The sequence below is a fragment of the Pseudomonas stagnisoli genome (genome assembly GCF_048595745.1).
GTDB classification, from domain to species: Bacteria; Pseudomonadota; Gammaproteobacteria; order Pseudomonadales; family Pseudomonadaceae; genus Aquipseudomonas; species Aquipseudomonas alcaligenes_A.
This window is the reverse complement of the sequence record NZ_CP184361.1, coordinates 588,971-608,748: the sequence shown is the minus strand read 5'-3', so window position 1 is coordinate 608,748 and position 19,778 is coordinate 588,971. Positions and strand designations below refer to the sequence as shown.

Genomic DNA, 19,778 nt, shown 5'->3' with positions numbered 1-19,778 from the left:
AATGCGCAATATTCTGGTGGTGGAAGACAGCCCGCTGGTCCTGAAGATTCTCGAGCACCTGTTCCGCCAGGAACCCGATCTGCAGCCTTTGTTCTGCGCCTCCCTGGGCGAGGCCCAGGTACTGCTGGAAGCCTCCTCGGCGCTGTTTTTCGCCGCCATCGTCGACCTCAACCTGCCGGACGCGCCGCATGGCGAGATCGTCGACCTGGTGCTGCAGTACAGCCTGCCCTGCATCGTGCTCAGTGGCTCCTACGACGAGCACCGCCGCGACGAGCTGCTGCTCAAGGGCGTGGTCGACTATGTGCTGAAGGAGAGCCAGCACTCCTACGAATACGCCTTCCGCCTGATCCACCGGCTGGAGCGCAACAGCCACGTGAAGATTCTGGTCGCCGAGGACTCCGACGCCACGCGCCACTTCATCCGCCGCATTCTCACGCCCCACCTGTATCAGATCATCGATGCCTGCGATGGCGATGAGGCACTGCGCATCCTGCAGGAACAGCCCGATATCGGCCTGTTCCTGGTGGACCACAGCATGCCCGGCATCAGTGGTTTCGAGCTGGTCAAGCTGTTGCGCCAGAAGATGAAACGTCACGAGCTGATCATTCTCGGCCTGTCCGCCGACGCCAAGGGCTCGCTCAGCGCCATGTTCATCAAGCACGGCGCCGACGACTTCCTGCGCAAGCCCTTCTGCCCCGAGGAACTGAACTGCCGGGTGATGTCCAGCCTGGAGCGCCGCGACATGCTGCAGGCCCTCAAGCAGGCAGCGCTGTTCGACTCGCTGACCGGGCTGTGCAACCGCCGCGCCTTCTACGAGCAGGGCACGGAACTGCTGCGTCTGGCACAGAAGGGCAAGCGTACGGCGGGCGTCGCCATGCTCGACCTCGACCACTTCAAGCACATCAACGACAACTTCGGCCATGCCAGTGGCGACAATGCCCTGGTCCTGTTTGCCAGCGCCCTGCAACAGGCCTTCCCCGACGCCCTCTGCGGCCGCCTGGGCGGCGAGGAGTTCGCCCTGATCAGCCAGCTCGACGGTGCCACGCTAGGCGCACGCCTGGACGCGCTGCGCCTGCACTGCGCCACCCTGAAGTACGCGCACGACGCCCCAGCGCTGAGCTTCAGCGCCGGCGTCTGCCACGGTCAGCCACAGGATCTGGAGCACATGCTGCAACAGGCCGACATGCAGCTCTATCAAGCCAAGCGCAGCGGCCGTGGGCGCACCTTAGGCGCCACGGCTACAGACCATAGCGCTTAAATATCTCGCCGTAGCTGCCGTCCTCGCGCATGTTCTCCAGCTCGCGATCAAAGCCATCGACTATCTGCCGGTGCAGAGGATGGCTGCGGCGCATGAGGATATGCAGGTTGTTTTCGCTCAGCGGCGTCTCGACGAACTCCACCGCACTGCGGATTTCGCGCAGGTCACGGTTGAGGTGGTATTGCGCCACCAGCTCGTCCTCCAGGGTCAGCTGCACCCTGCCGGCCGCCAGCATGCGCGCGCCCATGGCGAACTCCAGCACCGGCACCTTGCTCAAGCCCTGCGCCGCATCAAAGGCCGCGTCATAGCTGTAGCCCCGGACCACGGCAATGCTGTGCGGCTGCAGGCTGTCCAGGCCGGTGTACTGGATGGGCATGCCGGCACGGCGCAAAAAGCGGATGCGATTGACCAGGTAGGGGCTGGAATAGAAGCCGTAGCGACTGCGTTCGACGCTGTACCAGGCCGCGACAATCACGTCGTAGTCGCCCTGCTGTAGCCCCCTCAGCACCCGAGCCCAAGGCACCTCGACATACTCGACGGTATGCCCGGCACGTCGCAGGGCGGTACTCACCAGTTCCACCGCCAGCCCGTTGCCGGGTAGACGCTGATCGGTGAAGGGTGGCCAGACGTCGCCGACCAGGCGCAGATGCTCGGCGGACGTGAGCGGCGCCAGGAGCAACCCACCCCACAGCATCAGCGTGGCTATAGCTTTCATGCAGGCTTTCCGGCGACTGACGACACCCACAAGATTAGTCAGTAACGGAGGTCCGCGCGCGTCCACTCGGCTTGCCTTGCACAGACAGAATTTGGCTGCCGTAACAAAACTGGCACAGCTTCTGCTTAGTATCAGGTAACTCCAGTTTTGGGGACCTTGGTACAGGCAGGCCGGGGAATCCCCTCTTTTACACCCCAGGCAAAAAGGCCGCCCCAGAGGCGGCCTTTTTGCGTGCTAGCGGTACAGCTCGCGGCGGAAAATCAGCGGCGCGGCGCCCTGGTAGATGCCGAAACTGGCCAGGCCTCGCGCCAGCTGGCGATTGGCGCCGTCCCAGGGATACTGCAGCCAGCTGGGCGAGGCAGGGAAACTGACCTGCACCGAGCCGTCATTACCGGTGCCGGGAGCGCTCAGCGCCACGCTGCCACCATCGGCGGCCGGGGCCCCAACGGTCGGCGTGGTTTCCCCCAGAGAAAGGTTGCCGGTGAACATATCCAGTGCAGGCATCCCTAAGTTGGTGCAGGTATCCTCCGCCTCGATCTGGAAACTGCCCCCCGCAACGTCCTGCCAGCTTTCCAGCACCAGCGGCAGGCTCAGGCTCTGCAGCTCGGAGCCATGGGCATTGCCGAGGCGCAGACGGCCGAGGCGGACTTCGCTGCCCAGATTGCCACTCGCGTTGTCCTCGAAGTCATAGCTGTAAGCTTGGCAGCCGGTTCCGGTGCCGTAACAGACCTCCTGAAGCTGATCCACTTCACGCAGACTGGTGGCCGGGAAGCTTTGCCTGACAAGGGCGCGGAACGGGAAGTCGTCACCACTGGGCAGAGCGGCCGGCTGATAGAGCAGCTGCTGCCCCGTCCAACTATAGGTGCGGGCCCCATCGCCATCGTCGGCGCCCACCACAGCCAGGCTAGCAGCACCCTGAGTGCCCAGACGCGCATCCAGCGCGGCAATACCGGTGATCGAGCTATAGGTTCCTGCTGCTGGGGCGGCGAGCTTCCAGAATGAGCCAAGGTCATAGTTTTTGGTGACGGCGTCACTGCGGTTCTTCGCGGTAATCGTCAGCGCCGGCTGACGATTGCTGGCAAAGCCCATCGGCTGGCCCTGGTAGCTGAAGGCGCTGCCACAGCTGGGCGTCAGGCTGGCGCTACCCTCGGCGCTCAGGTAAGCCGGGATAAAGCGGCCGACCAGATCGCTGCTGCCACCACTGACCGTCTCACCATCCAGATAGGCGCCTGGAGGAGGCGTGGCGGTGATGGTGAAGACACCGACCTCGGAAATCGAATGCGCTGAGCTGGTCACGTTGCCCAACGCATGGTTATAGGCAAGTGGCGTGACCACGCCGTTGTCGCCACCACTCGGCGCCACCACCGCGCTGCTCAGGCCAATGTCGTCGTGGCGGAAGTTGGGCGTGGTGATATTGCCGCTGCACAGCTGCTCCGCAGTCAAGGCCTCGCCATCGGCCTGCCAGCCCACGGCACGAATGCTCAGCGGGAAGCTGTCTCCGGCGCGAATGCCGCCGGGGAAAACGGCGCAATCGGCGCCATTGCAGTCGCTAAGGACCCCGGTGATGGACGCCGGCCGTTGCAGGCATAGGCCGTAGGGTTTGCTTACAAAGGAGGCACTTCCTACCGCATAGGCCTCTTCGCTGAAGTGACTGGCATTCAGCCGCAACTTACCGGCGTCCGGGTAGCGCACCCAAATCTTGGCCTGAGCGTTCGCATCAAAATCCAGGGGCACTACCGTCGCTGTGGCAGATGCGGTCGAGACAAGCTCTGGCTCGGTGAGCGGGGTGTTGTAACGCAGCGCTATCTGGGGTTTCCCCTGAATCTCCGCAGGGTCAGGATTCAGATAGTCTGACCAGAACGACACATTACGCTTCACACTTTTAAAGGACGGCTCACACTTCTGTGTGTCTGGATTCCGACTGCGCGCCGATACGGTAACGAGCTCAGACTCCTTGTTCGCCAGTTGCGTCGGGATGGAGAAAAAAAAGCCACTATCGACAAACTCAACCTGGCAGTTAGCCGACGAGCAGAGCGTTTGGCTGTTTGGTTTGGCAAGGGGAGACGAACTGGCCACCCCGAGACTCACTGTTCCTGGAGTGGTGACCTGCAAGTTGAAAGTAGCTTGCCCGCCACTAAAAATTCGCGGCATGCCGCCTACCCAGCCCGCACCTGGACTTAGCGTTACGGTGACCGGGTCGACATAAAGCTGCGTGCACGCCGCATTCGCACAGGCTCGGACGGTCACTGGCAGAGGATTGCAGGTCAGTGGCGTGGCCGTATCGTAGACCAGTTCAAAGTGATCAATCTGCTGGCCGATCGGCTTGATATCGGTCGCGCAGACCTGCAGGTCGTCGAGCTCATGAATATTGGTCGAGCCGCCGGTGGAGCCGGTCAGCGACAAATAGAAGTCGCTCGGCAGCGCCGCTTGCTGATTGGCGGCCGCCAGCACATTGACCGCATTGAGGTTGGGGAGCACCACGAAGCCACTGCCGGTGTCGCGCTCCACCGTCACTCGCGCCTGACTGGTGAAACGACCATCCAGGGTGATGCGGTAGGTATGCCCGGGCGCGGCGCTGGTGCTGCTGGCGTTGTCCACCCCGGGACTGAGACCGGCCGCGGTACCGGCGATATAGCGATAGCCGGAGGTGTAGGGGCTGCTGCCCGAGCCACGAATCGCCACCGAGTCGGGACGCTGTTGCTGCGGGTTGTCGCCACCCTCGACGGAGAAGTTACCGTACTCGTCGATACCGACCCCCAACCAGCCACCGGCGAAACCGGGGTTCGCCGCATCGCCGCGGGTGCCATAACCCAGCGGACCGCCGAAGGCGCCGGGCTGAGGCGTCACGCTCGCATCGGACAGCACCACCGCAACACCGTCGGCGCCGCTGCCGTTGTAGGCGTAGTACTTGAACTGCACCTGGATATAGTTGCCCGCCGCCGGGAACAGGCGCTGCAGGGTGGACGAGGTAGAGACGTTGCCCTGGCTGCTGGTCAGGCGCATGCGTTGGCCGCTGACGGTCGGCGTAAAGGCCGTGGCGCCGCGGCTGGCCACCGCCCAGTCCTCGCCCAGGCTGCCGTCATTGAAGTTGTCGCTGAAGCACTGCAGGTTCAGACCGCAGGGATGACGCTCGGCCACCAGGGCCGCGATCTGAGCTTCGGATAGGGCCACGTTGTAGATACGCAGTTCGTCGAGTTCGCCATTGAAGTAACGCCCGGCAAAATTCTGGTCCGCGCCCAGCTGCAAGGGATCGTTGTTGATGACCGGCGTGCCGCTGAAACTGGCCTGTCCGGCCAGGTTGCCGTTGATATAGATGCGCTGATCACCCGGCGCATAGCGAATCAGTACATGGCTCCACTGTCCGGTCGGTAACGCCGTGGAGCTGTTGAACTCGCGGGTTGCATTAGGTCCAGAGGTCTGCCACCACCAGTTGATGGTGCCGTCGGGATTGAGGTGGAACTCGTAGTTCTCGTCCTTGGACAGGATGCTCATCAACCCGGAAGTCGGCCGCGTACGCGGCCGGACCCACACCCCGATGGTGAAACTGCCCTGCAGGTCGAGCAGGTTGCTGTCGGCGCGCTGCACATACTGGCTGGACGCCGCGTTGAACACCCCATAGCCACAGGTTCCCTGCGCGTTGACCTGGGGCAGCGCGGGCGAGGTGCGTGCAGTGGTGGCACCGCCGGCGGCCGCACCACTGAGGCCATTGGGCGTGCCGTCCAGCACTTCGCCAGCGGCGCCCGTCCACTGGCTCTCATCCAGTGCCCAGTTGAGGATCGGCACGGGCCGGCAGGCGTTGGCCGGTGTCGAGCCGGGCGAGCAGGTGCCGGTCACGGTGCTCGGACTATTGACTTCGATGGTCGAGGAACCGGGCGCCGTGAAGTTACCGTAGGCAGTGGTAGTGTTCAGGCTGACCGGTCCGTTGGCCGAGGTCACGGCTACGTAGGACGTCGGACTGCCCAGGGTGCTGTCGTTGAAGGTGATGGTGCTGGCACCGCTGACGCTGCCCGAGAGCATGTTCACGCCCGTGAAGGTCGCCGGATTGTTACCCGCGAAGAACGGCCCCTGCAGCACCCCGCCGGTAATGCTCAGCCGATTGGAGTCCGAACGCGCACCGCCGGACAGGTTGGTGCCATTGGTGGTGATGGCGCAGCAGTTGCTCAGCACCAGCCCGCTGACACTGCCCCCCGTCAGGCTGATGCTTCCCGACGTGGCGGTCAGCGTGCCGATCACGGTCGAGTTGGTTGCGGTGATCGGATTGGAGGTGGCACGCAGGTTGATCGCACGGTCGGTGGCTCCCACCGTCGTGCCGGTCAGGGTGATTCGTCGCGCATTGACCGTGATCGTCGTCGCGCTGGACACCGTCAGCACATCACCGCTGGCGGTACTCAGGTCGCCATCGCAATTGAAGGTACTGCCGCCGGTGCGGCTCCAGTTTCCCGAACAGATCGAGGGAGTGCCCGATACAGCAGGATTACCGTTGGTGTTGAAGGTGTAGGTGACCGCCTGCGCCGGCAACGCCAGCAGCGCAGCCAGCAGGGCCAGGCAACGCAGGACAACGCGGCTCATCGTTCCACCGTGGCAGTCAGTTGACGATAGGCATAATCCGGGCGCCCGCCTGGCGTGCCATTCTGCGCCTCGGCGGTGAAACGAAAGATCTGCACCGGATTACCCTCGTTATCGGTATAGCTGGCGCTGTTGCAGCTGACGCTGACGCTGAACTCGGCCAGCCCCGTACCGGTCATGCTCGGGGTGCCGGCGGCGCACAGGTTGCTCTGCACCGCCTGACTGATCCCCCACTCCAACCCGGCACGCGCGGCCTGGTAGGCGCGCGCCTGCTGGATGGCCAGGCTGGTGCTGCCATGCTGCACCGTGGACAGGCGCGCCATGGTGATCACCAGCAGGGTCACCACGATGATCAGAAATAGCGCCGCCACCAGGCCGAAGCCCGACGCGCGACGCAGGTGAAGTTCACGGCGCATTGTCGACATGGACCTGTTGCAGCAGTTGCAGGTTTTCCCCGTCCTGGGCGATGCCCAGGCTGAGCGTGAGCAGCCCGGCGCGCTGGGTGCTGCCGGATTGATAGGTGAAGTTGCAGTTGGCCACACTGCGCGCCACCGGCTGTGGATTGGAGCCCGGCGGCGGGCTGGCCGGCAGGGTATCGCTGAGCGCGTTGTAGCTGTAGCGCACCAGCTGGCCGTCCTGGCAGCGGTAACCCACCACCGTCTCGGCCAGGTACAGACGGTGCTGCGGCGAAGCGAAGGCAAAGCGGAAACCGCCGACCGGCAGGTTGCCCAGAGCGATATGGCTCTCGCCGGCCGGGGCGCCGGCCAGGCTGGTGAAGCTGGTGCCGGTCGGCGTGATCACCCCCGGATTGCCGTACTTCCACACATTGCTGCCCTGCTGCGGATTACCACCGGACTCGGCGCCGATGTTGTACAGCACCAGCCAGCGCGCGCCGGCGGGGTTGAACGCGCCGTCCAGTACCTGCAGGCTGTCGCAGCGACCGCCCTGGGTGGTGCTGTTGCAGGTGCCGGCCGCGTCGCTGGAAAAACGCAGACCCTGCTCGCCGACGCGGTTGGGACGGTAGCGCGCCGCGCTGTGGATCAGCAGCAGCTCCACCGCCTGACCATCGGCGGAAACGCGCAGCGAGTTGGGCACGGCCAGGCGCACATCGCGGCTCATGCGCTGCAGGGCGCCTGCGGCGATATCCACCAGCTCGGCGCGCCGGCTCTGGCCGAGGAAGCCTTCCATCGGGCGTGACAGCACAGTGCTGATCATCACCCCCACCAGCCCGGCCAGGGCGATGACCATGACCAGCTCGACCAGGGTAAAACCGCGCAGGCGCCGCATCAGTAGCGCGTCCTGATGCCGTCGAGCGCCAGCGTCTGGCCCGCCGGGTCGGTGACCGTCACGCGCACCAGTAGCGCATCGCTGGCGGCAAGGCCGCCCAGGGCATGGGCCGTAACGGCGACCTGCACCCGATAGCTGGCCAGCGCGGCAATGGCCTGGCCACGGGCATCGCGCACGCCGTTGTCGTTCAGGCCGTTGTAGTCGCAGACATTGTCGAAGCTCGCGCGACTGGCCGGCGGCGCCGGGCAGACCGCGTTGCTGCTGTCGAGGAACGGCTGCAGGAGGATCTCCTCCAGATAGCCCTCGGCAATGCTCAGGCTCTGCTGACGCAGCAGCGGGTCGGCGGAACGCCCGGTGATGGCAGCCATGGCGCTATACAGCGCGGCGGCGGCAATACCGATGATCACGATGGTGATCACCAGCTCGACCAGGGTCATGCCGGCCTGGCGCTTCATCGCACCATGCCGGTTTCGGCAGTCACGTTGATGGTGAAGCCGCCGAGGGTGGCACTCGCCGCGGCCGAAGGACGGCCGAGGGAGTCGAATACCACGGGAAAGGTGTTCACCGAGACACTGACCCCATTGGGCAGTGGCGCGGCGAAGGGAGACTGGCCATCCGGCCCCTGCACCTCGCTGGTGAAGCCACCGGAGGTGCAGTTGGCGGCGCGGCGCAGGCGGTAACCGCTGCCATCCAGGCTGACCTGGATCAGGCAGCCGCTGGCCACCGCCAGCTTCTGCCCGTAGCGCACGGCGGCCAGGGATTCTTCGTAGAACAGGCGCTCGTCGAACACCCGCCGGTCAAAGAAACGCGGCCCCACCACGGCGGCGAGGATGCCGATGATCACCATGACCATCAGCAACTCAACCATCGTGAAGCCCCGCACGCTCTTACTGGCAACCGTTCGTGGTCACCTGAACCACAGGTGGAGTAATAACGGCGGGAGTTCCACTAGATGTGGCAGCCGTGTAAACCACCTGACAGTTAGTCCCGGTGAAACCGGTTACGGTGTAGGTAATCTGGCCGGTGCCGACAGTTGCTGTGACTCCTTCAACCTGTGCAGCTTCGTCGATTCCCGCGAGGGTTGCTGCCGGATAACCGTTCACCATAGCAATCGGAGTACCCTCGATCGTGACGGTTGTCGCCGTCGGCGTGCCGGCGGCCAGCAGCGCGGCATGAGCAATGCTCGATGCAGAACGCAGCGACCCGGCAACACCCTGCAGCGATGCGGTACGAGCCTGCCCGCTGAAGTCCGCAAACCGCGGCAGTGCAAACGCCGCCAGGATGCCCAGAATCACAATAACCATGATCAGTTCGATCAGGGTGAAACCGCCTTGTTGCTTTTTCATAGCGCTGCTTCCCGATTGGATCAATTGAAGGTGCGAGTTACTTCACCGAGGGAGGTGTTGTAGACAATCGTGTCGTTGGCGCCGTCGCGCTGGTAGGTATAGGTGCAGCTGTTGGCCGGAGCGGCAGTAGCGACGTAATCCGGGTTGGTGCCTGTCACTGTCGGTGCGGAGCCTTGCAGCAGCGCCGACCATAGGTTCTGACATTCAGCCACGCTGGGCGTACCCACAGCTGGCGGGTTGCCGGCAAGGCCGGTACCGGCAGGCCAGAAGTTGGCGTTCACATCGACCGTACCAGCGCCAAAACCCGCCACGTTGATGTAGCAGTTGTTGCCAGCACATCCGAGCACCCCGCCGTTGCGATTGACTTCCTGCTGTGAGCGCACCAGCGTCACGGCGGAAGCAAGACCACCGGCAGCCCCGTTGAATGCGGCACGGTGAGCATCACGGGTGGAGTTGATAAACCGCGGCAGCGCCACCGCAGCCAGAATGCCGAGGATGACGATCACCACCACCAGTTCGATCAGGGTAAAACCTTTGCTGTTCTTCATCTTGCTTCCTCTGTGACTCAAAAACCCTGCGCGGACAGTTCCGCGGCGGGAACTTCTTCAAGCTCCAGGGCAAAGGGGGCGCCCCTGGATTGTGACGCAGTCGACAGCCCCTCGGGAACCGTCGACAGGCGCCAGGCATGCAGCTCGTGCCCCCTTCCCTCCCATCCGTCGGCGAACCGGGTGCGGTACAGCACCCAGGCCTGCTGGGGCAACCAGTACCAGCAGCCGGCACGCGGCTCGCCAGGTGCGGTCAGCTCGCCGCAGTAGTTGTCCTGCCGCCAGCGCAGCAGCACGAACGGATTCTTGCGTTTCCAGGCCTCGTCCAGCACCCGGTCCTTCGCAATCTGTTCCGCCGCCAGGCCACTCAGGCTGGCCGCCAGGTGGGCGCGGGTGCTATCCATGGCCCGCAGCTCGCTGACCTCGGCTATCTTCCAGCCTAGCGCCAGCACCACCGCCAGTGCCATGACCAGGATCAGTCCCCAGCCAAACAGGCGCGCTCGCCTGACCCAGTAATCGGCCTGGTAGTCCGGGCTCACGCGCCGCCCTTGGCGGCCGAGGCCAGTTCCCACATCGGCAGGAACACGCCCAGCGCGAGGATCAGCACCATCACCCCCATGACCACGATCAGGATCGGCTCGATGGCCGACGCCAGTTGTTTGAGGTCGTAGTCCACTTCCTGCTCGTAGAAGTCCGCCACCTCGATGAACAGGTCGTCCAGGGCGCCGGTTTCCTCGCCCACGGCCATCATCTGCAGCACCAGCGGGGTAAACAGACCGCTGCTCGACGCGGTACGGGTCAGCGCCTCGCCACGCTCCACCCCCTCGCGCATACCCAGGATGGCCTGGCCGATATGCCGGTTGCCGACGCTGGCGCTGTTGATCGACAGGGTCTGCAGCAGCGGCACGCCGGCCTTGTACATCATGGCGAAGGTACGGGTGAAACGGGCCAGGGCAATGCGCTCGAAAATGCCGCCGACAATGGGCAGGCGCAGCTTGGTGGCGTCCCACTTGAGCGCGCCGGCGTCGGTCTCGATCCACTTGAAGAAGGCATACAGGCCGCCGCCGAACAGCAGCAGGAGCAGCCACCAGAAGTCCTGGAAGAACTGCGAGGTGCCGATCAGCACCTGGGTCGGCCAGGGCAGGTCCGCCTTGAACTGCTCGAACACCTTGGCGAACGCCGGGATCACCAGCAGGTTGATCACCACCAGCGCCACGGCCATGGCGATCAGCACGAACAGCGGGTAGCGGGTGGCCTGCTTGATGCGCTTGCGCGTCTCGCGCTCCAGCTCCAGGTAGCCGGCCAGCTGGCGGAAGGCCTGGTCGAGCTGGCCGGTGTTCTCGCCGACACTGACCATGCTGATGAACAGGGTGGTGAACACCTTGGGGTGAGCATGCAGGGCCACGGCCATGTTCATGCCGCCTTCGAGGTCGGCACGCACCTGCTGCAGCACCTCGCGGAAATACAGGTTGCGGTGCGATTCGGCGAGGCCGCCGATGGCACGGATGATCGGCACGCCGGCCTTGCTCAGGCTGTACATCTGGCGGCAGAAGATGATCAGTTCTTCGAGGTCGACACGCCGGCGCCGCAGCTTCTCCTGCAGGATGACCAGGACGTCCTCGCCACCCTGCCCGGCCTGTTCCTCGATGGTCAGCGGGGTGATCTGTTGCGCCAGCAGCTCGCTGGCCAGGCTGTCGCGGCTGGCGCTCTGCAGGGTTCCGGTGACCTTGGCGCCCTGGGCGTCGCGGCCGGTGTAGCGAAACTGACTCATGGGCGAATCCCCCCTCTCCCCTCGGGAGAGGGGCTGGGGACAGCGGCGCCGAGGTGCAATCCGGGAAGCAGGTGGCTCCGACCCCGGATTGCATCCGGGCTACAGGAGCGCCCTCTCCCATGAATGGGAGAGGGAGTGCGAGCGATGCCTAAGCAGCCGCTCACACCAGCACCTCGTCGGTCAGGGTGGCGCAGACCTTGAGCACCTCTTCCACGCTGGTCACCCCGGCCAGGGCATAGTCCAGTGCGCAGGCGGCCAGCGGCCGGTAACCGGCGCTGGCCTTGGCCGCCTCGGCAAAGGCCTGAGGATCGCTGCGGCGCAGCGCGGCAATCATCGCCTCGTCCATCTCGAGCAGCTCGTACACGCCGATACGCCCGGAGTAGCCGCTGTTGTGGCACTGATGGCAGCCGCTACCCAGCTTGAAGGCGCGCCCGGCCAATGGCGCACCATGCAGGCTCTCCAACCAGGCCTGCTGCTGCGGCTCGGGGTAATGGTCCTCCATGCAGTTCTCGCACACGCGGCGCACCAGGCGCTGGGCCAGCACGGCATTCAGCGAGGTGGCGACCAGAAACGGTTCGGCGCCCATGTCGATCAGGCGCATGGCCGAGGTCAGCGCGTCATTGGTGTGCAGGGTGGACAGGACCAGGTGGCCGGTCAGGGCGGCGCGCAGGCCGATCTCGGCGGTTTCCTGGTCGCGCATCTCACCGATCAGGACGATGTCCGGGTCCTGACGCAGGGCGGCACGCAGCACGCGGGCGAAGGTCAGCTCGATCTTGGTGTTGACCTGCACCTGGTTGATCCGCGGCAGGCGGTACTCGACCGGGTCCTCCACGGTGATGATCTTCTTCTCCGGGCTGTTCAGCTCGGCGAGGCCCGCATACAGCGTGGTGGTCTTGCCCGAGCCGGTGGGGCCGGTCACCAGCACCATGCCGTGGGGACGCTGCAGCAGGCGCCGAAAGCGTGCCAGCATGTCGGCCGGCATACCGCCGGCATCCAGGCTGGCAATGCCGGCACTCTGATCGAGCAGACGCATCACCACCGATTCGCCGAACTGCACCGGCATGGTCGACACCCGCACATCGATATTGCGGTTCTTCACCCGGATATTGAAGCGGCCGTCCTGCGGCAGGCGCTTCTCGGAGATGTCCAGGCCGGACATGATCTTCAGGCGCATGACCAGCGCCGAGGCGATGCGCTGCTCCTTCATCACCTGCTCATTGAGCACACCGTCGATGCGCTGGCGGATACGCACCACGCCCTCGTCCGGTTCGATGTGGATGTCCGAGGCTTTCATCTGCACGGCGTCCTCGAACAGAGTCTGCAACAGGCGCACCACCGGCGCGTCGCTGACGTTGTCGGCGCCGAGCTTGGACAGGTCGAAGTCACTGTCCTGCAGCTCGCCTTCCAGCTCGCCGGCAATGGAGGCGATCTCACTGGTGCGCCGGTACACCAGGTCCAGCGTGGCCAGCAGTTCGGCCTCGCGTACCACCGCCGGACGTACGCGGGTCTTGAGCAGGCGCTCCATCTCGTCCTGGGCGAACAGGTCGAGCGGATCGGACATGCCCACCAGCACACCCCCGCCCTCGCGCGACAGCGGGATGGCGCGGAAGCGCCGGGCCATGGCCTCGGGCAGGGTCTGCACCAGCTGCTGGTCGAACTTGAAGTGCTTGAGCTCGATAAAGGGAATCTTCAACTGCTCGGACAGTGCGGTGAGCAGCTTGACCTCGGCAACGAAGCCCAGGTCGATCACCGTACGACCCAGCTTGGAGCCGGTGCGTTTCTGCTCCTGCAGGGCCAGTTGCAGCTGTGCCTCGCTGATCAGCCCGGTCTGCACCAGCAGGTCGCCGAGACGAACCTTGCGCTGAGTGAGGTCGGCGGATGGAATCGTGTTCTCTGTCATTCTCGACCTCCGAGTGCCGCAGCGCGTTCGCTGGCAAAGCGCCGGGTGCTCGCGTCCAGCCCCGCGCCCTGCAGCGCTTGCAGATAATGACGGGCCGCCTCGGCAGGCTGATCCAGCTGCTCCAGTGCGATGGCCAGGCCCAACTGCCAGGTCGCCTGAGCGGGGCGCAGCGCGACCAGCTGGCGGTACAGCGCTGCGCTCTGCTGCCACTGCCCGGTCTGCTGATAGCTGGCGGCCAGCAGTGCATGGTAAGTCGGCTCCTGCATCAGGCCGGGGGCGTGCTGCTCAAGGGTCGCGACTGCCGCCTGGGTAGCGCCGGCCTGCAGCTGGGCACGCGCCAGCAGCAGGCGCAGCTCACTGTCCTGCGGCATCTGCGCCAGTTGGTTCGGCAGCCAGCTGAGCAGACGCTGCTGCTGTCCATCGGCCAGATAGGCCCGCGCCAGCCAGCGCATGACCTCGGGGTCGCGTTCGCGGCGCTTCTGCAAGGCCTCCAGCTCATTGATGGCGGATCGGTAGTCCCCCGCGCCCATGGCCTGACGGGCACGACTCAGGGCATCCGGCCGATAGGGTTCGATCTTCAGCTCGGGAGCACTGGCCGGTTCGACTGGCGGGGTCGCCGGCGCGGCATCCGCAGGCGCCACCGGGGCAGTAGCCCAGGCCGGCATGTCGGGCTCGGCCGCCAAGGCCTCGGCCGGCGCGGCAACCGGCAACGGCTCCGGCGCGGGTGGCGCTTCGGCGGCACTGGCGGCTTCCGCCAGTGGCACCTCGATCCACAGCAGCCAGCGCTCACCGGCGGGCTCCAGGCGATCACGCACCTCCAGCTCTCCGGCGAGGCCGACCAGCAGCACCTGCACGTCGACGCCCTGCTGCTCCACCCGCCAGGACAGGCTGCGACCATTGCGCTGCAGGCGTCCGGATTGCGCCTCACCCGCCAGCTGAAGGCCGGGCAGGCGCAGGCTCACCGCGCCACTCTCTTCGGTACGCTGGTAGGGCACCGAGTGCTCCAGCAGCAGCTGCAGGGTCAGGCCGCGGGCATCATGCTGCGGCAGCACCTCCAGCAGACGCGGCGCACTCACGGGTGCAGCGACCACCTCGGTGGCAGGCTCGGGCATGGTTCCGCCCCAGGGAATCTGCCCCTTGACCACCCGCCCGATCATCACCCCGACCAGCACGGCGATCAGCATCACCGCCATGAACCAGATCGAGCCACGGCGCAGACGCTCGATCCGCTCGCGGCGCGCAGCTGCCGCCTCATCCACCGCGTGCAGACCTTCCAGGGCCAGGCGCTCGCCCGGTGCGGCACGACGCTCCTCGAGGTCACGCAGCATGTCGTTGACCAGGCTCATGGCAGCAGCTCCCGCCACTGGTCCAGCCAGGGCCACGCGCCGACCAGCACCAGCACTGACAGGCTGACCGCTGCTAGCCCCCAACCGAACCAGGGCGGCCGACGCGCCAGGAAAGGTTGCGCGCCCTCGGTATCCAGCTGGGCACGGCGCACATGAGCGGGGCTCACCTGCCGACGGCCTTCGCCGAAGGCCACCATCAGCGCCTTGTGCGCGAGGATATTGATCAGCCGCGGGATACCACCGCTGCCACGCACCAGGCGGCGAATGGCGCGCGGCGCGAAGAGCGGCTCGCCACGGTAGCCGGCCACCGCCAGACGCTCGTTGAGGTAGCGGGTGCAGTCCTTCACGTCGAGTGGGCGCAGCTGGTAGGAGAAGGTAATGCGCTGGCGCAACTGGCGGAACTCGTCGCGCGCCAGGGTGGCATCCAGTTCCGGCTGGCCGAACAGGACCACCTGCAGCAGCTTGGCCTGCTCGGTCTCCAGGTTGGTCAACAGACGCAGCGCCTCCAGGGTAGCGGCCGGCAGCGCCTGTGCCTCGTCGATCAGCAGCACCGTGCTGCGACCCTCGGCGGCCAGCTCGATCAGCCGACGATGCAGGGCATCGAGTACGCTCTGCGCATCCAGCTCGTCGACGCTCTCGACCAGCAGCTCGCGGGCCAGGGCCTGGCGCAGGCCGACCGGGCTCATGCCGGGGTTGGGCAGGTAGGCCAGCTGGAAGCGCTCGACCGGCAGGGTATTGAGCAGCGCGCGGCACAGCAGAGTCTTGCCGGTGCCGACCTCGCCGGTCACCTTGATAAAACCCTCGCCTTCACCGAGGGCCACACGCAGCAGGTTGAGGCAAGCCTGATAGGGCGCCAGCTGCACCAGGAAGCCGGTGTTGGGCGTCAGCGCGAAGGGCTTCTCGCGCAGGCCGAAGAAGGCCTCGTACATTGCCTTACCTCAGTTCCTTGAAAGATTCCGCGCTGCGCCGGATCTCTTCCAGCCACACCTCGTCGCTGACGACCTGCGGCCGCATCAGGATGACCAGCTCGCTCTTCTGCATCGCCTTGCGCTGCTGCTTGAACAGGTTGCCGACGATGGGCAGGGTGCTGGCCCAGGGCACTTCGGCATCAGTATTCTCGTTGTTGTTCTGCAGCAGACCGCCGATCACCACCACCTGGCCGCTGCGGGCCCGCACGATGGAGTCGGACTGACGCGAGGTGGACAAGGCCAGGGGCAGGTTGAAGACGTTGTCCTCGCCCAGCACGATGGTCTTGTTCTGGTCCACGACCCGGCTGACGGTCGGCCGCACATGCAGGGTGACCACGTCGTGCTGGTCGATCTGCGGGGTCACATCCAGCGAGATGCCGGAGAAAAACGGCGTCAGGGTCACGTCCTGAGTCGGCTGGGTCACACCGGCCACGGTGGTCGTGCTGCTGTTGGAGGACACGTCGGTGACGAAGAATTCGTCGGTGCCGACCTTGATCACCGCCTTCTGGTTGTTCAGCGTGGAGATGCGTGGGCTGGACAGCACCCGAACCTCGCCCTGGGTCTGTAGCAGCTGAATCAGGCCGGTGAAATCACCGAAGCTGAGCACTGTGCTGAAAACGCCGTCGATCTCGCTGGGCCCCGTGAGTTCGGCGCCATCGATCTCCGCGCTCACATCACCGCCAATCTTTTCCCAGCTGATGCCGGCCTGAAAACCGTCATTGAGCTGGACCTCAAGAATCTTGGTTTCCAGTATCACCTGACGCTGCAGGTTGCGCTGGGCCTGTTCGAGGAAGCGCACCACGTTCTCCTGGTCGGCACTGCTGGCGCGTACCACCAGCAGGCTGGCTTGCGGATTGACCACCACGCTGTTGCCTTCCTCGTCGCCTACGACGGCACGCACCACGCCTTCGACCTCTTTCCAGAAATCGACATTGCTGCTCGTCACCACCTTGCTGGCATTCAGCGTCGTTACTGAGGTGTCGCTGCTCGAGTTGCCGTTGTCATCGGAGTCACTGCTCTGGCTACTCTCCACCTGCCCCGAGCTGACGCGGGTATCCGACTCACCGAGGCGCTGCAGGTTGAGGTAATTGAGGTCGTAGCTGCGCGTGATCTTCTCGTTCGGCAGGATCTGGTAGCCGTAGCTGGTGCGGCGGAAGTCATAGCCGTAGCTGTCGCGCACCGCAGCGAGAACCTCTTCGAGGGTGACCCGACGCAGGCTGAAGGTGATGTTGCCGCTCACGGCCGGATGGACCACCAGGTTCTGCCCGGCGCTCTCCATCAGGCTGAGGAAGAACTCGCGGGCCGGCATGTCCTTGGCGGCCACGTCGAAGCGTGGCCCGCTGGCGAACAGGGTACTGCTCAGCGGCGGCAACAGCGCCGCCTGCACGGCCGGTGGTGGTGTAACCTTGGCACTGGCCTGAGCCTGCTGCAGGCTCTCGTCGAGCAGCTTGCCGCTCTGTTCATAGAGCTGCTTGTCGCCATCGATGAAGGTCTGGCAGGCACTGAGCAGGCAGGCCAGGCCCAGCAGCAGGCCACGTTTCGGCAGAGTCGGAGTCATCGGCATCATCGGCTCGGTTTGATTACAGGTTCGACCAGACGCAACAGCTCTCGCTGGCCCTGGCGTTCGATCAGTACGGCGTGCGGCTGGATGGCCAGAATGCGCACGCCGCCATGTTCCTGGCCGACGCGCAGGGTCTGGCCGTCGATTACCGCACGGCTGCCCTGGGCGCCGCGCAAGATGGCCTGCAGTTGCAGTGCGGCCGGAGCCGCTGCCGCCCCCGCGGCTGGCAGCAGGTCGGCAGGCGGCCGGGTCGGGTCGACAGTCGCGTGCGCGCCGGCGCAGCCCAGCAACAGGGCCAAGAGCAAGGTTCTAGACACCGACCCATCCCGCCTTGCGGCTCAAGGTGAAGAGTTTCAGGCTGATCTTCGCCCGCCCCGGGCCGGCTTCGCCGACGCGGTAGTCGAGGCTGTCCCAGTTCAGCTTCCAACCGCTGGCGTGGACCGCCTGCAGATACTGCAGCAGTTCGAAATAGCCACCCTCGAGCTGCAGCACCAGGCCATGTCGGTACAGCACCGTCGGCAGCTCCGTCTGGGCGTCGCCGGCAGGGCCCGTTGCCTTCGCTGCCGACGCCTCGGCCAGGCGTACCGGCTCGCTGAAGCTCTGCATGCCGGTGAGACTCAGTCCCTGCTGGGCCTGCAGCAGGCTCTGCAGCACGGCTTTCATCTTTTCCGGGGTGAGCAGCGCGGCGGTGCCCTCGTCGATCTGTCGCAGCAGCGCCTCGCGGTCGACCGATGCCGCCAGCAGCGCGCTGCGGTAGGGAATGTTGGGGTCGGCGGCGAGCCTGGCCTTGAGCTCTTCCAGGCCGACGGCAGCCTCGGCGCTACGCCCCTCGGCCAGGCGAATGGATGATTCGGTGCGCGCCACCGAGGCGCTCAGTGGATCGCCCACCAGCAGCAGATAGAGCATGCCGAGCAGCGCCAGGCCGACGCCATAGGTCAGCCACTGCTCGCGCGGCGCCAAGCCCTGCCAGCGTTGCAGCCACTTATTCATCGGCCTTCTCCTGGTCGGCGGGACGCGAGGACAGGTCGAAGTCGAGCAGGCCGTCCTCACCGCGTTCGACATCCAGGCGCGCAAACTCGCGCCCGCTGAACACCGGGCTACGTCCCAGCGCGTCGAGATAGCCGGGCAGCAACTGCTGGCTCTGCGCGCGCCCTTGCAGGCGCAACTGGGTGCCCCCCTGATCCAGATGAATACCGGTGAGCCACAGGCGCCCCTGCGGATGATGCTCGGCCAGGGCCTGCAGCGGCGGGACGAAGCCGATGTTCTGCTGCTCGGACAGCACCCGCAGGTAATTCAGCAGCCCTTGCAGCTGACCGTTTTCCGCCTGGCGTGCAGCGACTTCAGCGGGCAGCTGCGGATCAAGCTGCGGCTCGACAAAACCGGCCTTGGCCGTGGCCAGCACGCTCTCCTGCTCGCTGGCCTGGGCCTCGGCCAGCACCAGCTGCTGCCGGGCATCGCGCAGCTGCCAGTACTGCCAGCCGGCATGCAGCAGGCAGAACAGCGCCAGCAGCACCAGGCCGAGCAACATATGCCGCCGCCGTGGACCGCCGCGACGGCGACGCTCGACCTGATAGAGGTTGAGGTTCTGCATCAATCGGCCTCCTGACGCAGGGCCGCGCCCACCGCAGTCATGCAGTAGGCCTGCTGGACGGCATCCAGCTCGGCGCTGGCTTGGCCGGGGAACAGCTCGCGCAGGTCCAGCGCCTGCAGCTTGACCGCCAGGCCGCCGCCCATGGCCTGCTGCACGGCAGCGCCATCACGCTTGCTCGGCAGCAGCAGCAGACGATTGATATAGCCCTTGCCCAGCTGGCTCTCGAAGTAATCGAGCGAGCGCTGGATCTCCAGGGTCAGGGTGCCGTAGTCGCCGGCGGCGCCATCCAGGCCGTGCTCGATACGCCGCGCCATATACAGGTCGGCACCGTTCTGCACGCTGATCAGCCCCTCACTGGAGCGCAGGCGCAGCAGAGCGACGTTCATGCCCTCGGCGCCGGCCAGCAGGCCGAGGTTGCGGAAGGCCATCTCGGTGACATCGATGCTGCGCAGGCGCAGGCCGGCCTGCCGGAACAGATCGCCCCAGGCCTGCATGCGCGCCTTGCCCAGCACGGCGCAGTAGGCCATGCGCGAGCGGCCACGATAGGCATCGCCGGGCAGGCAGAAGGCATCCACCACCACCTGCTCCAGCGGCTCGGCAATCAGGTCCTTGACCCGCCAGCGCATGGCATCGCGCAGTTCCTCGGCGGGCACGTCGGGGGCATCGAGCAGGAGCATCTGATAGGTGGCAGGGTGCAGCACCAGATTGACCGGCATGTCACCCAGGGCACGCTCGGCCACCAGGCTCTTCAGCAGCGCCGGCTGCTCGGCGGGAGCCGCCTGGCGAAACAGGCACTCGAGCAGGCGTGGCGCCTCACCGGGCAGGCGCTGCACGCGCGCCAGCGCAATGCCTTCCGGGCCGGTTTCGATGCCCAGCAGGCCGTCCGCTGTAGTTCTTCTTTTTGCGAACCACACCAACTGCAAA

At 65.6% G+C, this 19,778-nt stretch carries 19 protein-coding genes; 1 reads left to right on the top strand and 18 read right to left on the bottom strand.

The features are described 5' to 3' along the window. The first annotated feature begins 1 nt into the window (after nt 1). A complete protein-coding gene (locus tag ACOAPY_RS02875) occupies nt 2-1,258 on the top strand; it encodes a diguanylate cyclase domain-containing protein (RefSeq protein ID WP_465154972.1) in 1,257 nt (418 codons plus the stop codon). Here the strand turns inward: ACOAPY_RS02875 and ACOAPY_RS02870 are convergent. The 18 genes from ACOAPY_RS02870 to ACOAPY_RS02785 form a co-directional block, all read right to left on the bottom strand. Then, nucleotides 1,239-1,973 (bottom strand): substrate-binding periplasmic protein, encoded by a 735-nt coding sequence (locus ACOAPY_RS02870; RefSeq protein WP_465154971.1) that lies wholly within the window; start codon nt 1,971-1,973, stop codon nt 1,239-1,241. The two genes, ACOAPY_RS02875 and ACOAPY_RS02870, sit on opposite strands and share 20 nt — an antisense overlap. Nucleotides 1,974-2,207: 234 nt before the next feature. Further along, nucleotides 2,208-6,542: a DUF6701 domain-containing protein gene (locus ACOAPY_RS02865; RefSeq protein ID WP_465154970.1), complete on the bottom strand. Its 4,335-nt coding sequence runs from the start codon at nt 6,540-6,542 to the stop codon at nt 2,208-2,210. Further along, nucleotides 6,539-6,955, bottom strand: a complete 417-nt coding sequence (locus ACOAPY_RS02860) for a hypothetical protein (protein WP_465154969.1) — start codon at nt 6,953-6,955, stop codon at nt 6,539-6,541. The genes ACOAPY_RS02865 and ACOAPY_RS02860 overlap by 4 nt, the downstream gene beginning before the upstream one ends. Next, nucleotides 6,945-7,826: a PulJ/GspJ family protein gene (locus ACOAPY_RS02855; RefSeq protein WP_465154968.1), complete on the bottom strand. Its 882-nt coding sequence runs from the start codon at nt 7,824-7,826 to the stop codon at nt 6,945-6,947. The genes ACOAPY_RS02860 and ACOAPY_RS02855 overlap by 11 nt, the downstream gene beginning before the upstream one ends. Then, on the bottom strand, nt 7,826-8,281 hold the full coding sequence (locus ACOAPY_RS02850; protein ID WP_465154967.1) for a prepilin-type N-terminal cleavage/methylation domain-containing protein: 456 nt from the start codon (nt 8,279-8,281) through the stop codon (nt 7,826-7,828). The genes ACOAPY_RS02855 and ACOAPY_RS02850 overlap by 1 nt, the downstream gene beginning before the upstream one ends. After that, complete coding sequence (locus ACOAPY_RS02845) at nt 8,278-8,709, bottom strand: prepilin-type N-terminal cleavage/methylation domain-containing protein (protein ID WP_465154966.1); 432 nt, start codon at nt 8,707-8,709, stop codon at nt 8,278-8,280. Before ACOAPY_RS02845 ends, ACOAPY_RS02850 begins: the two co-directional genes overlap by 4 nt. A 4-nt stretch (nt 8,710-8,713) precedes the next feature. Continuing rightward, nucleotides 8,714-9,172, bottom strand: coding sequence for a prepilin-type N-terminal cleavage/methylation domain-containing protein (locus ACOAPY_RS02840; RefSeq protein WP_465154965.1), 459 nt, complete (start codon nt 9,170-9,172; stop codon nt 8,714-8,716). A 20-nt stretch (nt 9,173-9,192) separates the two neighbouring features. Then, nucleotides 9,193-9,720 carry a type II secretion system protein gene (locus tag ACOAPY_RS02835; protein ID WP_374322954.1) on the bottom strand — a complete coding sequence of 176 codons (528 nt, stop codon included), beginning with the start codon at nt 9,718-9,720 and terminating at the stop codon, nt 9,193-9,195. A gap of 17 nt (nt 9,721-9,737) precedes the next feature. After that, nucleotides 9,738-10,256 (bottom strand): hypothetical protein, encoded by a 519-nt coding sequence (locus ACOAPY_RS02830; protein ID WP_465154964.1) that lies wholly within the window; start codon nt 10,254-10,256, stop codon nt 9,738-9,740. After that, nucleotides 10,253-11,488: a type II secretion system F family protein gene (locus ACOAPY_RS02825; RefSeq protein ID WP_465154963.1), complete on the bottom strand. Its 1,236-nt coding sequence runs from the start codon at nt 11,486-11,488 to the stop codon at nt 10,253-10,255. Before ACOAPY_RS02825 ends, ACOAPY_RS02830 begins: the two co-directional genes overlap by 4 nt. Nucleotides 11,489-11,648: 160 nt before the next feature. Next, entirely contained in the window at nt 11,649-13,388 is a 1,740-nt protein-coding gene (locus ACOAPY_RS02820; RefSeq protein ID WP_465154962.1) for a GspE/PulE family protein, read from the bottom strand. Then, a complete protein-coding gene (locus ACOAPY_RS02815) occupies nt 13,385-14,734 on the bottom strand; it encodes a tetratricopeptide repeat protein (protein ID WP_465154961.1) in 1,350 nt (449 codons plus the stop codon). Before ACOAPY_RS02815 ends, ACOAPY_RS02820 begins: the two co-directional genes overlap by 4 nt. Continuing rightward, nucleotides 14,731-15,663, bottom strand: a complete 933-nt coding sequence (locus tag ACOAPY_RS02810) for an ExeA family protein (protein ID WP_465154960.1) — start codon at nt 15,661-15,663, stop codon at nt 14,731-14,733. The genes ACOAPY_RS02815 and ACOAPY_RS02810 overlap by 4 nt, the downstream gene beginning before the upstream one ends. Before the next feature lie 4 nt (nt 15,664-15,667). Then, nucleotides 15,668-17,260, bottom strand: a complete 1,593-nt coding sequence (locus ACOAPY_RS02805; protein ID WP_465154959.1) for a secretin N-terminal domain-containing protein — start codon at nt 17,258-17,260, stop codon at nt 15,668-15,670. A 5-nt stretch (nt 17,261-17,265) separates the two neighbouring features. After that, entirely contained in the window at nt 17,266-17,580 is a 315-nt protein-coding gene (locus ACOAPY_RS02800) for a Type II secretory pathway component (protein ID WP_254843329.1), read from the bottom strand. Further along, a complete protein-coding gene (gene gspM / locus ACOAPY_RS02795; RefSeq protein WP_465154958.1) occupies nt 17,573-18,253 on the bottom strand; it encodes a type II secretion system protein GspM in 681 nt (226 codons plus the stop codon). Before gspM ends, ACOAPY_RS02800 begins: the two co-directional genes overlap by 8 nt. Further along, entirely contained in the window at nt 18,246-18,854 is a 609-nt protein-coding gene (locus ACOAPY_RS02790; protein ID WP_465154957.1) for a PilN domain-containing protein, read from the bottom strand. The genes gspM and ACOAPY_RS02790 overlap by 8 nt, the downstream gene beginning before the upstream one ends. Next, nucleotides 18,854-19,768, bottom strand: coding sequence for an MSHA biogenesis protein MshI (locus ACOAPY_RS02785; protein WP_465154956.1), 915 nt, complete (start codon nt 19,766-19,768; stop codon nt 18,854-18,856). Before ACOAPY_RS02785 ends, ACOAPY_RS02790 begins: the two co-directional genes overlap by 1 nt. Nucleotides 19,769-19,778 lie beyond the last annotated feature (10 nt).

Bases quoted from the DNA above. Each gene is read 5' to 3' on its own strand.
- ACOAPY_RS02850 (WP_465154967.1), bottom strand. From the start codon at position 8,281: ATGAAGCGCCAGGCCGGCATGACCCTGGTCGAGCTGGTGATCACCATC.
- ACOAPY_RS02810 (WP_465154960.1), bottom strand. From the start codon at position 15,663: ATGTACGAGGCCTTCTTCGGCCTGCGCGAGAAGCCCTTCGCGCTGACG.
- ACOAPY_RS02875 (WP_465154972.1), top strand. From the start codon at position 2: ATGCGCAATATTCTGGTGGTGGAAGACAGCCCGCTGGTCCTGAAGATT.
- ACOAPY_RS02820 (WP_465154962.1), bottom strand. From the start codon at position 13,388: ATGACAGAGAACACGATTCCATCCGCCGACCTCACTCAGCGCAAGGTT.
- ACOAPY_RS02870 (WP_465154971.1), bottom strand. From the start codon at position 1,973: ATGAAAGCTATAGCCACGCTGATGCTGTGGGGTGGGTTGCTCCTGGCG.
- gspM (WP_465154958.1), bottom strand. From the start codon at position 18,253: ATGAATAAGTGGCTGCAACGCTGGCAGGGCTTGGCGCCGCGCGAGCAG.
- ACOAPY_RS02805 (WP_465154959.1), bottom strand. From the start codon at position 17,260: ATGACTCCGACTCTGCCGAAACGTGGCCTGCTGCTGGGCCTGGCCTGC.
- ACOAPY_RS02835 (WP_374322954.1), bottom strand. From the start codon at position 9,720: ATGAAGAACAGCAAAGGTTTTACCCTGATCGAACTGGTGGTGGTGATC.
- ACOAPY_RS02790 (WP_465154957.1), bottom strand. From the start codon at position 18,854: ATGCAGAACCTCAACCTCTATCAGGTCGAGCGTCGCCGTCGCGGCGGT.
- ACOAPY_RS02855 (WP_465154968.1), bottom strand. From the start codon at position 7,826: ATGCGGCGCCTGCGCGGTTTTACCCTGGTCGAGCTGGTCATGGTCATC.
- ACOAPY_RS02825 (WP_465154963.1), bottom strand. From the start codon at position 11,488: ATGAGTCAGTTTCGCTACACCGGCCGCGACGCCCAGGGCGCCAAGGTC.
- ACOAPY_RS02840 (WP_465154965.1), bottom strand. From the start codon at position 9,172: ATGAAAAAGCAACAAGGCGGTTTCACCCTGATCGAACTGATCATGGTT.
- ACOAPY_RS02815 (WP_465154961.1), bottom strand. From the start codon at position 14,734: ATGAGCCTGGTCAACGACATGCTGCGTGACCTCGAGGAGCGTCGTGCC.
- ACOAPY_RS02865 (WP_465154970.1), bottom strand. From the start codon at position 6,542: ATGAGCCGCGTTGTCCTGCGTTGCCTGGCCCTGCTGGCTGCGCTGCTG.
- ACOAPY_RS02860 (WP_465154969.1), bottom strand. From the start codon at position 6,955: ATGCGCCGTGAACTTCACCTGCGTCGCGCGTCGGGCTTCGGCCTGGTG.